Below are 14832 nucleotides of genomic sequence, written 5' to 3' on the forward strand. Positions count from 1 at the left end.
GTAGTCAGGAGGACTCGGCGAACGGAGGCTGTTCTCCTTCGGCACCGTGGCCCAGGGCGGCGGCGATGGCTTCGATCTGGGTGAGCGCGGCTCTCAGGTCGGCCGCGATCGAGTGGGCGATCTCCTCCGGGGTACGCGGCGCGGTCTCTCCGCCTGAGCCGTCCCTCGGCCAGGAAATGTCGAGGTTGACCTTCTCACGAGCAATTAGTTCCTCGTAGGTGAACGGCCTGAATCGGTCCGTAGCGACACGCTCGTCATGCGGTTTGCCGGGAAGGTAGGAGTCGACGAAGTCCTGGAGATGCTCACGGCGCAGCGGGCGCTGCTTGAGGGTGAAGTTCTCCCCGGTGCGGAAGTCGTACACCCACAACTGTGACGTCCACGGCGTCTCCGATGGGCGCCTGCGCTCGAAGAAGAGCACGTTCGCCTTCACACCGCCCGCGTAGAAGATCCCGGTGGGCAGCCGAAGCAACGTGTGGACGTCGTACTCCTTGAGTAGACGCCGCCGGATCGTCTCGCCGGCCCCGCCCTCGAAGAGCACGTTGTCGGGCAGCACTACGGCGGCCCGTCCGTCGATCTTCAGCAGCTTCGCTATGTGCTGCAGGAAGTTCAACTGCTTGTTCTTCGTCGTGACCCAGAAGTCGCGGCTCGCGTAGACGGCCTCGTCCTTGACCGCCTTCTTGTCGTCTCCGATCACAGTGATCGCGGACTTCTGGCCGAACGGAGGATTGGCGAGAACCACCGACGCCCTGACCTTCGGTTCGGCCAGGAGAGCGTCGCCCACCTCGATGACTTCCTGGTTCTCGCTGGGGACGACCCCATGGGTCAACATGTTCATGGCTGCCAGGCGCGCTGTGCTCCTGACCAGTTCGATGCCGTGAAAGGCGTGACCGCGACTGAGCCGGTTGCGAAGGTCGGGGTCGAGCGACTCGGCTGGGTATTCACGGCGCAGATACTCGTTGGCGGCCAGCAGGAACCCGCCGGTGCCGCAGGCCGGGTCGACGATCGTGTCCTCCGGCGTCGGACGCACGCAGTCGACCATCGCCCGGATCAGTGGGCGCGGTGTGAAGTACTGCCCGGCGCCCGACTTCACGTCACTGGCGCTTCGCGCCAGAAGCTCCTCGTAGGCGTCGCCTTTCACATCGACGCCCTCCTTCGACCATTGAATCTTGCCGATCAGATCCTTGATCAGCCGCTCCAGCAGGCCGGTCGCCTGGATCTTGTTCTGGGCGCCGAGGAAGATGAGCCGGAACATGCCGGGGCGTTCCCCGAGGACCTCCAGCACGTGCTCGTAGTACTCCTTGAGATCCTCGCCCTTCTTGCCGGCCAGAGTGTCCCAATCGATGCCGAGGGGAAGGACGCGGTGCGGCTTCCCCCTGCGCGCGTTCTTCTTCTCCTGCTCGTCCATCATCTTCAGGAACAAGAGGTAGGTGAGCTGCTCGACGTAGTCGATCGCCGGTACGCCCGCATCCCGGAGCACATCGCAGTAGCTCCACAGCCTGTCTACGAGAGAACGCGTGTGCGCCGCCGTCTCCCGCGACTCGCCTTCTGGTGCCTGATTCAGCGTGTCGGTCACGAGGACAGCCCCTCCTCTGGGAACAGCGCTTCTTGGGTTTCGGCTGAGGGCACGTCTGCAGGCATCGGCCGCATGAGATCACTGCGACCCACAGGCGCGGCATCTTCGGCCAGGCGAGGATCGGGCATCACGGCCGTCCGCCTGCTCGGCCGTCGCATTTGCTTCACTGAAGCCGTGCGTTCGGTAGCGATCCGCTGGAGAAGCTCTTCGGCCGGGGCGTCCGTTGGGTCCTGAGGCACCAGTCGGCCTTCGAAGGCGTTGGTCAGCAACCTGCCGCGAAGGGCAGCGGCCTGCACCTTCACCCGGTCGATCAACTCAGCGAGGGACTCGACTTCCGCAAGTCGCTTCGCCACTCGCCCGACAATCTCGTGCTGCTCCTCGACAGGTAAGGCAGGTATAGGTGTCCGGAGAATCGTCCCCTGGTCGATCTTCGGCATCGAGCCGGCAAGCCCCTTGGCTGAAGCTTTGAAGAAGTGGCGGATCTTGCTGGTCTGCAGAACGAGCTGCACGAAGTCAGGGGACGCCTCGCTGTTCAGTCGCACGCGTATCAGCAGGTCCGGAAAGACTGCCCACTGCTTCTCTCCGTTGAAAAGTGCCGATGTTCCGACCAGCTCTGGAGTGTTGGAGCGCTGGACTAAAATATCGCCGGGCTCTAGCCAAAGGTCGCGAACGCGTGCCGATTCGGCCGTCGCTATCTTGGTGTTGGTCTCGGTGAACTGGTTTTTTGTCACCGCCGTCAAGGTGAGAGTCCTGACGCCTACTCCGTCCGCTGAGGCCCGCCCGGAGTAGCCGTTGCGAAGAGGCTCTCTCAGGAGTGACTCCAACGGTCTCGTCTGTGTCGAAGTAGCGGTCTCGATGGCATCCGTCCTGATGCGATCGACAAGCTCTACCATTTGTGCTTCCGCTGAAAAAAGCATCTCTTGCACAGTGGACAGGTGGCTCAGGTGATTTTCCAAGGCGCGAACTATACGCTGCTGCTCGCTTTTTGGTGGAACCGGAACGGGCAATCTCTTGATTGTGGACAGGCTGATGGAAGCTAGATTGGTAGTCTGCTTCCCGTTCGATGCGAACCATTCTTGGGCGCACTCGTTTGCGAACCAGGCGAGGATCTGGGGATGCAGGACATTGCCGTGAATGCGAGCGCGGAAAACATGATTCTGGTGGATGCATTCTGAGAGCTGCCCCTCCCAAACCCATCCTCTGCCGAGCTTATCGCGGTCGCCTCCCTCGTTGAGCAACACGTCGCCGGGAAGAAGCCGGAGACGCTCGACCACCGCTGGGGGAACCCGAATTTCTGCTATTGATCCGAGATCGATTCGGCCACGCTGAACGTTGGCGACCCGTAGATAAGGAACGAGAGGAAGGGTGGGGTCGGACTGTTTCTTTGTGTCCTTGGTCACACCTCCGACGACGTCAGCTATTTCGCCAAGAGTCGTCCATGCCCAGGAGTCCGGGATCGAGGGCAATGAAGTCATGCGGTGAGGTTCCTTGTGAGGTCGTCGAGGAGGGTGGGGGCGCGGTCGCCGAAGGCATCGTAGAAGCCGTCCTCGCCGCCGCGCAGGTCGAAGGGAGCGTAGTCCAGGGCGTCTTCAGCGACCTCCGCGCTGTTGACGATGATCTCGCACAGTTTGTCCAGGAACCACCGCTGCATCGGTGAGAAGGCGCCCTCGGCTGCCTGGTGCCGGGCGAGCCGGGCCGCGTACCGCTCTTCCACGATGCTGCGGAACGGTCGCAACTCCGCGTCGAGACGCAGCTCGTACCTGATGATGGAGACGAGGTCGGTCGGCCTGGCCCGGTAGCCCCGGGTGCGTACCTTGTCCTCGGTCTTCTCGTACGCCTCCCACAGGTGCGTCACGTTGCCGACGAGGGGGACTCGTTCGATGCGGTGGGCCAGATCGCTGACCTCGGCCCAGGACAGCCGGACGGTGCCGCTCCCTTCCAGCGCCCGCATGAGGGCGATCGAATCGCGGTGGGTGCGAAGGTAGGAGCGGAAGGACTCGACGGTGTTGCGCGCGATGCGCTCGCGCGGCACGACGCTCGCGTCGGTGACCTTGTCGCGGCTGATCTCGTCGATGAGCTGGTCGTGCTTGTCCCGGATGTCGATGATTCGCTCACGCAGTTCCGGGTTCTCGGCCAGCGGGCGGGCGGCCTCCCGCAGTCGCTCGGCGACCGCGTCCTCGCCGCCCTGGTCGGCGGTGTGGGCGAGTTCGTCGGGGTCGACCGCCGTGGCGAGTTTCTGGACCAGTTCGCGCAGGGTCGTGCCCTGACCGACCTGAGCGAGTTCGTCGCGTTCGGCGTCATTGATCTTGCGGTCGAGAGCGTCCAGGCGTGCGGCCAGGGTGGCGGTCTGGGCCTCGTCCAGGGAGAGGGCGGCGGCCCGGGAGAGAAGCTGCTTGAGGCTGAGCCGGTTCTCCGGGTCCCGGTTCAACGGTGTGGCCTGGCACAGCGGATGATCGGTGACCCCGACGGCGTCCACGATGACGAAGCGGTCCTTGGTCGTGACACCCTCGTCCGGGGTGACGGCCTGGAAGTCGTCCGGGTCGATGGTGCGGCAGCCGCGGCCCTTCATCTGCTCGAAGTAGACGGCGCTCCTCACGCTGCGCATGAAGAACACACATTCCAGAGGCTTGACGTCGGTGCCGGTGGCGACCATGTCCACGGTCACCGCGATCCGCAGGTCAGCACTGGTTCGCAGCCGCCGCAGCAGGTCCTTGGGGTCCTCGCCGGCCAGTTTCGACCGGTAGGTGATCTTCGCGCAGAAGTCGTTGCCCTTGCCGAACACGTCGCGTACGGCCTGCACGATGTCGTCGGCGTGTGAGTCGTCCTGCGCGAAGATAAGCGTCTTTGGCACCGTCGAGGCATAGTGCGGGAACATGCGCGGCAACACGTGGTCGCGGTAGGCCGACACGACGGTGCGGATCTGGTCCTTGGCGACCACCGACCGGCCGATCTCCCGCGAGCCGTAGGTGAAGTCCTCGTCGAGTTCCTCGTACCGCTGCCTGCGGGTGCGCCGATCCCGCTTCGGCACGACCGTACGGGTGCCGTCCTCGTCCAGGGCCGGAATCGTCGAGCCGTCCTCGCCGATCTTCGTCTTGATCCGGAACACGGCGAAGTCGACGTTGACGCGGTCGGCGACGGACTGCTCGTAGGTGTACTCGCTGACCGGATCACCGAAGAACGCGAGTGCCTGCGCGGTCGGCGTGGCGGTCAGACCGACGACGGGCGCGTCGAAATACTGCAGGACGGCCCGCCAGCGCCCGAAGATCGACCGGTGGCACTCGTCCACCACCACGAGGTCGAACGCCTCGGGCGGCAGTGCGGTGTTGTAGACCGCGTCCACGGGCCGGGAAGGGACGAAGTCGTCCACGTCCTGCTCGTCGGCTTCTCCGGCGGGCAGCGGCTGACCGGTGAGCGCGCGGTAGAGCCGCTGGATCGTGGTGACGACCACACTCGCGGAGTCGAGCACAGTGCCGCTGGAGAGGCGCTGAACGGTGTAATCCTCGCCGAGCGTCTGCCCGCTGTCGGTGACGTACCGAGCGAACTCCCCGGCCGCCTGATCACCCAGGTTGTTCCGGTCGACTAAGAAGAGGACGCGTTTCACCCCGGCGTACCTGAAGAGCCGATAGGAGAGCGTGACGGCCGTGAACGTCTTGCCCGCGCCGGTGGCCATCTGCACCAGCGCACGCTGGTGGTTGCCGCGAAGGTGACGCTCCATCCGTTCGATGGCGTCGGCCTGTGCCGGTCGCAGCCCGTCGGCGTCGAGCGGCGGCATGGTGCGCAGCCGGGCACGGAACGTGGGGGCCTGCGGTGTTTCACCGGCCTCGGCCATCCAGCGCGCGATGGTCTCGGGCCGGTGGAAGGAGAACACCTCGCGCGATCGGGAATCGGGGTCGAGCGTGCAGGTGAAGTGCGTCTCGACCCCGGTGCTCTCGTAGCGGAACGGGAGCGGCTCGTCGCGCCGCCACACGGCCATACGGTGGCTCCCGGGCAACGCGGACGCATAGTCGTCTGACTGCCACTCCACCCCGGTCAGTGGCGTCCCCTCACGCTTGGCCTCGATGACTCCAACGATCTTCTGATCGACGTAGAGGACATAGTCGGCGCGCTTGCGGCCGATGGCGAACTCCCGTACGGCCACTCCTCGGCCCGCGCCGGGGTTGAGCTCCGGCATGTCCTGCACGATCCAGCCGGCCTCGCTGAGCATCCGGTCGATCGTGCGCCGTGTCTGGGCCTCGGTCAGCGGCGGAGCCTGACGCGCCCGGCGGCCGATGGCGTCCCGCCGGGCCGGGGAGACTTTGGCGGGCCCGGCCGTCTCCTGTTCGAACCGAGCGCGCAGGGCGTTGAGTTCCGCTGCGAGGGCCTGCACCTGTGCGGCTGCGCCATCACGGTCAGCCTGCGCTCGGTTGAGTTCCGCCTCGGCCGCCTGACGGGCCTCTGCTTCGGCCTGCTCCCGGGTACGAGACCCGTCCAGCACGAGCTTGGCCTCGGCTAGTTCTGATTTGAAGCGTTCCAGCTCCGTGGTGAGTTCGGCACTGGCGAGGAGCGCGGGCGGTGACAGGGGAACGAAGGCGACGAGTTCCCGCTCGCCCGTGATCGCGCGATGGAGCAGCAGGCCCAGTTGGAAGCAGCGTTCGAGGCAGCGCAGGGCCGTGGGAGCGCTGGCCGCGTGCGCGTGCACGGCTTCGTTCCCCGACCGGCGGATCTGATGGAACGCGTCGGCGACATTCGGCGTGATCACGTTCGCCGTGGTCAGGGCGTTGATGCGATGAACCAGGTTATGTCCGTCCACCGGAATTCCGGTGGACCGAATCATCACGGCCGTCAGCACTTCGATGAATTGGCGGCATTTGATGAGCGCGCCATTCGGGTCGGTGAAAACGATGGCCTCGGCACCCGCGCCATAGGCCACCAGAAGTGGCTCGTGCCGGAGTAGGAACCCGAAATTAGGGGAGCGGCCGGCGAGATCGCGTAAGCGTGGGTCCTCCGTCACCCCAGGTCCTTCCATGCCCGGCTTCGATCGTCGTTGCCCAGTCTGCATGATCAGGCAAGCCGTTTTTCTGGCATTCAGGACATCGGAGGCTAATCCCTGTCGACACAATCTGATCACAGTGCCCGGACCCCGCCGGTCGGGACAATCCGACCAGCGGGGTGGAGACGTCAGGCCCCTGGTACCGGGGGGTCCGGCGATTCCATGCCGCCCAGGCTGCCGAGTTCGATCAGGTGAACCCCGGCGGCGCGTGCCTGGGAAACCGTCAGTTCGGCGACAAGGTGGTCGTCGAGCTGGACCTGTACATATGGTTCGTCGTCCTCCGGTCGGAGGATCAGGTCGAGCCACAACTGTCGGGACAGGGGATCCGCGCTCAGCTCCACGCCGCGCAGCCATGCGTTGTGGATACGCTCGCCGCGCCGCTCGCCGATGTGCGCCTCCATGCACCAGGGCGGGCACCACCGAGTGCGCAGGAAGGCCCTGACGAGGCGCTTCACGGACCCACCGCCAGGTCGGCCAGGCTCTCCTGCTCGGCGATGGCGTGGCAGAGCTCGCGCAGGTCGTCGCCGTCCACGGTGCGGAAGGCGCCCGCGTCCTCCGCTCGGAGGGGGAACGGACGCTCGCGGGTCGCCCAGAAGCGGCCCGCGTCGCTCCGCATGATCCGCCACCCGGCGAACCTCGTCCCGGCGGTGTTGCCCCTATCGTGTGACATGGGTCAGGACCTCCTCCTGATCAAGGGACCCGTACGGCGCCGCGAACGCCTGCGGGTCCCGCGTTTTACCAGGTCGTGAACCCTGGACGATGTCATCATGGGGAACGGTCGGGGACGCCGGAAGCGCATCGGCGCTGGGAGCTCGGCCTCCAGCGCCCACCAGCAACCGAGAGGTGCCCGTGCCGCGTTCCTCCGAGCCGGTCAATCCGGCTGCTTCCCCCTGGCATCTGCTCGGCTCCGCCGTACGGCACTGGCGCGAGGAGGTGCGGCATCTCAGCCAGCGCGAGGTGGCCAAGGCGGCCTATCTGGACGACGGGGACCTGTCGAAGTGGGAACGCGGGCTTGCTCGCCCGCACGCGGACGTGGTGGCGAGGCTGGATACGGCTCTCGGTGCGGGTCAGCACCTTGTGGCGCTGCACGCCACTGTCGTGGAGCTGGAAAGGCTGCGTACGGTGGCGACGGGACCACGCGCGGAGGAGGAGATCGCGACGGAACGCCGACATCTTCTGCAACTCGCCATCGCCGGGACGCTCGGCGCCGGTTCCGAGCCCATTCGGCGGCTCCTCGGTGACGCGTTCGGCCAGGAGTTCCGGGCCGTCGAGGACTGGGAAATGGCCTGCGCGGACCACCTGTACGCGTTGCGGACTCGCCCCCCGTCCCAGGTGGCGTCGGACCTGCTCGTCGACCTGCTGACCGTGCGGCGGCAGTTGGAGACGGCGACTCCCGCTCAAGCCGTCGAGCTCCAGCGGATCACCGCCACGCTCGCGTCCGTGCAGGGCAACGCATTGACCCGCCTGGGCGAGCACGGCGCGGCGCTGCGCTGGTGGCGTACGGCCCGCCAGGCGGCCGACGCCTCCGGCGACCTCGGGCTGCGGCTGATGGTCCGGGGGGAGGAGGCGGGCCACGGGCTCTACGGGCAGCGCGACCCGGAGACCGTGCTGGGCCTCGTCGAGAGCGCCGAGCGGATCGCGGGCGGGCCGACCGCTGACCTGCTCACCACCCGGGCGAAGGCGTTGAGCCTGCTGGGCAGGCACGACGAGGCGCGCGACACCGTGAATGCCCTCATCGCGCTCGCGTGCGGCGGCGTCAAAGGAGAAGCGTTCGGCTTCTGGAAACCGGACCAGATCAACTTCGCGGAGAGCTGGGTGTACGCCAGCGCGGGTGACGAGGCGGCGGCTGACCGCGCCAGGCAGCAGGTGCTCGCCGCCACCCGCGACTATCAGTACGACGCGAACGTCCGTCTGCACGAGGCGCTCTGCATCGTCTCCAAGGGAGGAGCGGACACGGGCATGCGCCAAGCCGCCGCCGTGATCACCAGCCTTCCGGCCGCCTATCGCAGCCACCACATCGTGCAGACCGGGCGTCTGGTGCTGCGGGCCGTACCGGTGGACCAGCGCGGACGCAGGGCCGTCGGCGAGTTCCGCGAACTCCTCGGGGCAGGCGCTGGGACCGCTACGGCGTGATCCGCGGCGACGGGGGCCACGGCGTACGGAAGCCGCGGAAGGTCACGCGCCTGCGGACGGCGAAGCCGAGCCGCTCGTAGAGGGCGATCGCGGAGGTGTTGGCTTCGGCCGCGTGGAGGAACGGGCGCTCGTTCCGCGCGATGATGCGTGCGACCAAGGCGTTCACCAGCCGGGCGGCATACCCCCGCCCGCGCGCTTCGGGGGCGGTGCAGACGGCGCTGATCTCGGTCCATCCGGGTGGGCGGAGCCGTTCGCCCGCCATGGCGACCAGGGCGCCGTTCTCGCGGATTCCCAGGTAGGTGCCGAGTTCGTGAGTGCGGGGCCAGAACGGTCCCGGCCGGGTCCGCGCGGTGAGATCGAGCATCTCCGGCACGTCGCCGACCCCCAGTTCGACTATCTCCGAGCAGGGCTCGACGTCGGCGCGACCGGGGATCGCGGGAAAGACCAGCTGGAGGCCGTCGAGAGTGAAGAGCGGCTCCCAGTCGGCGGGCGGGGTCGCCGGGCAGCTGAACAGGTCGGCGAACCCGCCGCGACCGAGCAGGCGCGCGAGGTCGTCCCACTCCGCCGGGTCCGGCTCGGCGGACACCGTGGAGAAGCTCGCGACCTCCGGCAGGTAACCGGCAGCCCGGCCGAGCCGGCGGGCGAGGTGCGCGTGGTGGCCGCGGAGCGACTCGCCGACCGGGTCGTCGAGTGCGACGGTGTCGCGGTCGATCATCGCCCAGTGCCTTCCACTCAGTGCCTTCCGCTCAGTGCCTTCCATGCCGGGCCGCGACCTGCGTGCAGCCGCAGTCTAGTCAGGCGGGTTCCTGACCTGCCTTCCGGAGGAGGTCGTCGTGGACGCCGGAGGCCGGTGAGACGGCTGGATCGATGAACCACTCCCGCCCGAGCAGGAGGCCGAACACGGGCGCGGGAAGCCCGACCAAGATCCGGAAGACCGCCCCGGTCCGGCCGCGCCCGTACACCTGCGACCGGTGGGCGGCGAGGGCCGCCCGCTTCTGCCGGGCGAAGCGGCGCACGTCGATCCGGTGGGTGATCTCGGCCCGGGAGCTGTAACCGACGGTCTCGTGGCGGACCGGGAGCCGGAGGAACCGGAGCAGGCTGAACAGCCGCACCAGCGGCTCCCGCGGCATCGTCGCCTGCAGGACGCGCGCACCGGTCATCTCGGCGGCGAGGGCGCCGACGCGGTGCACCTTCACGTGGTCGTGGTGCCCGTAGCCGCCGTGCGCGTCGTAGCTGAGCAGCAGGTCCACGTGCTCGTCACGCAGCAGCCCGGCCAGCCGCGCGGCGGCCTCGTCCTCCGGAGCGCGGGCGAATCGCGGACGATCCGGCGGGTCGGGGAACAGGATCGGCCCGTGCCCGCTGTCGGCGTAGCCGAGGTGGACGACCCGGGCGACGCCCAGCACGCTCGCGGCGGCGCGTAGTTCGTCCAGCCGCATCCGCCCGTCCGGGCCGGTGGCCGCGCCCATGACCCCGTCGGAGGCGACCACGACGATCACCCGATGTCCCTCGGCCGCCAACCTCGCGAGCGTGCCGCCGGTGAGCAGCGCCTCGTCGTCCGGGTGCGCGTGGAAGGCCAGGACCGTCGCCACTTCGGCCACCCAAGCGGCCTTCGGCCCTTGAACCTCCCGTCGCGGGAGGTCGTAGCGTTTCCGGCGTGAGCGGGGCAGACGACGCCGGACGACGGTGGTCCATCGGAGAACTGGCGCGGGCCACCGGGACGACCGTGCGCGCGCTGTACCACTACGACGAGATAGGACTGCTCGTCGCGAGCGAGCGCACGGTCGCCGGCCATCGCCGGTACACCGAACGTGACCTGCGCCGGCTCTACCGCGTACGGGCACTGCGCGGGCTCGGGCTGTCGCTGGAGGAGGTCGCGGCCGTACTCGCGGGCGCGGCGGACGACCCGGAGTCGCTGCGTGACCTGCTCGCTGAGCAGTTGCGCAGGCTCGACCAGCACGCCGAACGGATCGGCGTGCTGCGGCAGCGGATCGGTGACCTGCTCCGGCAGACCGGCGACCCGTACGGCCCCGATCCGGATCGGTTGATGGCGACGTTGGAGGTCATGTCGGTGTTCGAGACGTATTTCACTGAAGAGCAGCGCGGCCGGCTCACGGAGCGGCGGGACGCGCTGGGCCCCGAGGGCGTCGAGGCCGCGAGGCGCGAGTGGGCCGGCCTCGTCGAGGAGGGCCTGCGGCACCTGGCCGGCGGCATCCCCGCGGACGACCCGCGGGCCCGGGACCTCGTACGCCGCTGGGACGCGCTGGCGGGCCGGTTCCACCCGGAAGGGCCCGCGGGCGCGGAGACCGCGGCGGCGGCCCGCAGGATGTGGCGGGACAACAGCGCGGAGATCGGAGCGAACCTGCCCTGGCCGGCCGAGCGGATGTCCGGCCTGGTCGCCTACCTGGAGCAGGCCCGCCGGGCGGGCTGAACCCGTCCCCAGGCCCGGTCCGGCCGCGCCGGATGCCGGAGGCGGTCGTCGGGGCGGGGTGCGGGCGGGGTGAACCTTTCACGGGGTCCGCCGCGTCTTCCGAGCCCCGGATTCAGCGGGGAAGCGGGAGCGTTGACCCGCCGGAAGGACCGGCCTACCGTGCGGGTCGCACGCCCCCGTCCCTGTCGTCCGCCGGAGGTCCCGTGTTCCGCACCGCCGCAGCGCGCCTCGTCCCCCTGGCCGCCGCCGCCCTCGTGGCGGCCACCGCGCTCCCCGCCTCGGCCGAGGTCGCCGACCCCGCTCCCGTCGCTCCCCACCAGTACTTCTACGGCTACGTCAACGGTCAGACCGGTCACGCGACCATCAAGATGGCGTGCTTCGGGCCGGTACACCCAGGACAGACCGGCCATCCGCTCGCCGGGCAGAGCGTGGAGGTGCGGCCCCTCGCGATCTCGTCGTCGGCGGCGAGCGCCGGCTACACCGGCGGTGGCGGCACCACGATCGTGGTGGACCTGGGCGACCCGTCGACCGTCTCGAGGGCGCTCGCGCTGAGCTACTACGGGGTCAAGGCCGAGATCCCGGTCACCGCGACGCTGCCGTGCTACGGGTCGGGGAAGGTGACGTTCACGCCCATGCCCACCAGCTGGACCGCCCGTACGGCGACCGTCCTGGTCGACTACGTCGGCCAGCCCTGACCCGCATCCCGCCGCCGTGCCGTGACCGCCGGACCCCCGAGGACGGGAGCCCGGCGGTCATGGGGTGGCGCGTCCGGCGGTCGCTGATCAAGGCTTGAAGGTGGCGGCGATGGTCTCGAAGGTCTTCTTCTTCTTTTTCCAGTCCTTGTCCTGGGTCTTGTAGAGCAGCGCGTAGCCGTTGTTCTTGTCGGTGACGAATCCGCGGTCGATCACGCGTGACCTGAACCGGCTGTCGCCGAAGGTGAACTCCCAGTCGGCCGCGGTCTTCCAGAAGTCCTTGACCTCCCGGATCTCGACGAGCTTGTAGCCGGGGAAGTTCCCGCTCATCCCCGGCACGTCGCGCCGCCAGGTCTTCAGGGCGTCCGACTCGGGACTGGAGGTGTGGTGGACCTCCAGATAGGTGTGCGAGTCACCGCGGAAGCGAACCTCGCCGTTGCCGCTGCCGTCGACGTGCCATCCCTTCGGCAGCGCGAGCGAGAAGCCGCTCGAGTGCTTGTACTTGTGCCAGCCGTCGGGGACGTCCCCCGGCCCGGGGGCTTCGGAGCTCTTGGAGGGCTTGGGGGACGGCGAGGCCGTCGCCTCCTCCGAGGGGGTCGCGGACGGCTCGGCGGAGGACGGCGCGGCCGAGGACGACGCCGCGGCAGTGGCCTCCTGGGTGTTCTTCCCCGTCTCGGCCGGGCCTGCGGCAGACCCGGAGGAGGGTTTCTCCTCCGAGCCGCTCCTGCCCGCCTGTACGCCGAGGTAGCCGGCGACACCCACGATGACCACCAGCCCGACGAGCATCAGCGCGGCCTTCAGCAGGCCCCCGGGCGCGCGCGACGTGCCGGGCGTCGTGGTGGTGTCGTGCTGCCAGACGGCCCCCTCCTGGGAGAACGCCGCAGGCGCCCCCTGAGCTCCGCCGATGCCTGTGCCGACGCCGGCCACTCCGGCGCCCGTACCCCGGGCGGCCGCTGCGGTGTCCGCTGTGGTGCCCGCCCTGGCGTCCGTACGGCGATGCTCGCTCGCGCCGTTTCGCGCGGTGGCCGCGGCCGCTCCGGACGCGGCGGCCGGACGTGACGACGTCCTCTTCGAGGGGTCCTTCGTGGTCTCCTCGGTGGGCTGTCCGGTGGGCTTCCCGGCGGAGCTCCCGCCGACGGCGGGGGAGATCCTGGTGCTGCCGTCGCGCGCGCCCGCCTCCTGCGGCCGTCCCCGGCCAGCGGCGGGCTCGCCGTTCTTCCCGGCCTCGTCCCGCCGGCCGGCCGAGGGCTTCGTACGCGCGGGCGGGGCGGCCTGCACGCCGGTCTCCGGCATCTCGTTCGGCCGCCCGGCCGCGTCCGAGGCCGTTTCCCCTGTACGGCCCTCGCCCCGGCCGGCCTCAGCCGAGCCAGGTTCAGCCGAGACGGCCTCGGCCGAGCCGGGAGAGTCGTCGTCCTGGACGACAGGGATGGGCGAGGTGGTCTCACCCGGGCTCGCGGTGTCGCCGGCCACTCCACGACCCGCCGACTGACCCGCCACCTGCCCCGCGCCGTCGCCGTTCCGGCCGGGCTTGGCGTCCGGCCCGTCGCCGTTCCGGCTGGACGCCGGGGAAGGGTCGTCGCGCCGCGCGGCCGGAGGGTACGGCGTCACACCCCGGGAAGCCTTGCCCGGCTCGGACCTCGATGCGGACGTCTGGGGCCGCGAAGCCTCCGGGGCCTGTGCTTCTAGAGACTGTGCCTCTGGAGACTGTGTTTCTGGAGACTGGGGCTCCCGGGTCCGGGACTTCGGGCTCGGGGACGCCTCCGGCTTCGGCGACCGCGGTGAAGCAGGCGCGGAGGAACCCGGCACGGCCGGGGAGGCGGCGGGAGAACCGGCCCCGGCAGGCGTGGCGGCCTCCGCGGGAGCGGAGGAAGAACCGGGCGCGGACGGGCCGTCGGACCGGGCGGGCGGCGGAACGAGGTCCCGCGCCGCCCGCTTGAGCTGCCGGACGAGCTCGTCGTATCCCGGCCGGTCGGCGGGCTCCTTGGCGAGCATGCGCATCAGCACCGGGCCGAGCGCGCCCGCCCGGCGGGCCGGGGCGGGGTCCTCGTTCAGCACGGCGTGCATGGTGGCCATCGCCATACCCCGGTCGTGCGGGGGCCTGCCCTCCGCCGCGGTGTAGAGCGTGGCGCCGAGCGACCACAGGTCCGACTCGCGCTGCGCGGCCTCGCCGCGGAGCCGTTCGGGGGCGATGAAGGCGGGAGTGCCGACGAGGCCGGTGCGGGTCATCGTGTTGTCGGCTTCGAGCCGGGCGATGCCGAAGTCGGTCAGGACCACCCGGCCGTCATCCGTGAGGAGCACGTTCTCCGGCTTCACGTCACGGTGCAGAACGCCCTGGCGGTGGGCGGCGCGAAGCGCGTCGAGGATCTGCAGCCCGATCTCGACGGTGCGCTCGGGGGACAGCGGGCCGTCCTCCCTGATCACCTGTCCCAGCGAGCGGGACTGCACGAGCTGCATGATGATCCAGGGCCGGTCGTCCTCCTCGATCACGTCGTGGACGACCACCACGTTGGGATGGGTCAGACGCCCCGCGGCGCGGGCCTCGCGCATGGTGCGGCGGTTGAGGTCGCTGAGCTCGTCGCCCATGGCGCTGTCGTAGCGGACCTCCTTGACCGCGACAGGGCGGTCAAGCAACTGGTCGTGGGCCCGCCAGACCACTCCCATGCCACCCCGGCCGATCGGCTCCATCAACTGGTACCGGCCTCCGACGAGCCGGCTTTCCGCACGCGCCACTCGAACCCCTTCCTGGACCCATGAATCGTCCCACGGATGGCAAAGGGATCAACCGCCCCCACCGCTCGCCATCCCGAGATCCGAGACAAATCGGTTCGAGTCGTGGCCCGTCGCTGCTAAGGTCCTAGATATGGGTAGGTACAGCTCGTTTACCAGGCCGGTTCCGGGAGGGCCGGTCGCGATCGTGAGCTAGCGACCATCCGGAGCCGGCTTGAGGCAGGGACGCCAGCGTCTCTGCCTTTTTCGT

Annotated in this window: 11 protein-coding genes; 3 read left to right on the top strand and 8 right to left on the bottom strand. The window is 69.2% G+C overall.

The genetic code is table 11. The annotated features are described in order from the left end of the window. Positions 1 to 4: 4 nt before the first annotated feature. The 5 genes from Mam01_RS02055 to Mam01_RS02075 form a co-directional block, all read right to left on the bottom strand. Complete coding sequence (locus Mam01_RS02055) at positions 5 to 1573, bottom strand: class I SAM-dependent DNA methyltransferase (RefSeq protein WP_204283676.1); 1569 nt, start codon at positions 1571 to 1573, stop codon at positions 5 to 7. Continuing rightward, on the bottom strand, positions 1570 to 3048 hold the full coding sequence (locus tag Mam01_RS02060) for a restriction endonuclease subunit S (RefSeq protein WP_204283678.1): 1479 nt from the start codon (positions 3046 to 3048) through the stop codon (positions 1570 to 1572). The genes Mam01_RS02055 and Mam01_RS02060 overlap by 4 nt, the downstream gene beginning before the upstream one ends. Beyond that, positions 3045 to 6563 (bottom strand): DEAD/DEAH box helicase family protein, encoded by a 3519-nt coding sequence (locus Mam01_RS02065; protein WP_204283680.1) that lies wholly within the window; start codon positions 6561 to 6563, stop codon positions 3045 to 3047. Before Mam01_RS02065 ends, Mam01_RS02060 begins: the two co-directional genes overlap by 4 nt. 167 nt (positions 6564 to 6730) lie before the next feature. Beyond that, the gene (locus Mam01_RS02070; RefSeq protein WP_204283682.1) at positions 6731 to 7057 is read right to left on the bottom strand and encodes a DUF6907 domain-containing protein; all 327 of its coding nucleotides are present in this window, start codon (positions 7055 to 7057) and stop codon (positions 6731 to 6733) included. Then, positions 7054 to 7272: a hypothetical protein gene (locus tag Mam01_RS02075; RefSeq protein WP_204283684.1), complete on the bottom strand. Its 219-nt coding sequence runs from the start codon at positions 7270 to 7272 to the stop codon at positions 7054 to 7056. The genes Mam01_RS02070 and Mam01_RS02075 overlap by 4 nt, the downstream gene beginning before the upstream one ends. Before the next feature lie 179 nt (positions 7273 to 7451). On the opposite strand from Mam01_RS02075, the gene Mam01_RS02080 reads away from it, so the two are divergent. Next, on the top strand, positions 7452 to 8735 hold the full coding sequence (locus Mam01_RS02080) for a helix-turn-helix domain-containing protein (protein WP_204283686.1): 1284 nt from the start codon (positions 7452 to 7454) through the stop codon (positions 8733 to 8735). Here the strand turns inward: Mam01_RS02080 and Mam01_RS02085 are convergent. Together Mam01_RS02085 and Mam01_RS02090 are read right to left on the bottom strand one after the other, a co-directional pair. Then, complete coding sequence (locus Mam01_RS02085) at positions 8725 to 9450, bottom strand: GNAT family N-acetyltransferase (protein WP_204283688.1); 726 nt, start codon at positions 9448 to 9450, stop codon at positions 8725 to 8727. The two genes, Mam01_RS02080 and Mam01_RS02085, sit on opposite strands and share 11 nt — an antisense overlap. Positions 9451 to 9529: 79 nt before the next feature. Then, complete coding sequence (locus Mam01_RS02090; protein WP_239100961.1) at positions 9530 to 10333, bottom strand: PIG-L deacetylase family protein; 804 nt, start codon at positions 10331 to 10333, stop codon at positions 9530 to 9532. 56 nt (positions 10334 to 10389) lie between these two features. Between Mam01_RS02090 and Mam01_RS02095 the strand changes: the two genes are divergently transcribed. Together Mam01_RS02095 and Mam01_RS02100 are read left to right on the top strand one after the other, a co-directional pair. Continuing rightward, the gene (locus tag Mam01_RS02095) at positions 10390 to 11163 is read left to right on the top strand and encodes a MerR family transcriptional regulator (RefSeq protein WP_204283690.1); all 774 of its coding nucleotides are present in this window, start codon (positions 10390 to 10392) and stop codon (positions 11161 to 11163) included. A gap of 203 nt (positions 11164 to 11366) precedes the next feature. After that, positions 11367 to 11858 carry a hypothetical protein gene (locus Mam01_RS02100; protein WP_204283691.1) on the top strand — a complete coding sequence of 164 codons (492 nt, stop codon included), beginning with the start codon at positions 11367 to 11369 and terminating at the stop codon, positions 11856 to 11858. A gap of 87 nt (positions 11859 to 11945) precedes the next feature. On the opposite strand, the gene Mam01_RS02105 is transcribed toward Mam01_RS02100, so the two are convergent. Next, positions 11946 to 14585, bottom strand: a complete 2640-nt coding sequence (locus Mam01_RS02105; RefSeq protein WP_204283693.1) for a serine/threonine protein kinase — start codon at positions 14583 to 14585, stop codon at positions 11946 to 11948. Positions 14586 to 14832: the final 247 nt, after the last annotated feature.

The sequence above is a fragment of the Microbispora amethystogenes genome (assembly GCF_016863015.1).
GTDB classification, from domain to species: domain Bacteria; phylum Actinomycetota; class Actinomycetes; order Streptosporangiales; family Streptosporangiaceae; genus Microbispora; species Microbispora amethystogenes.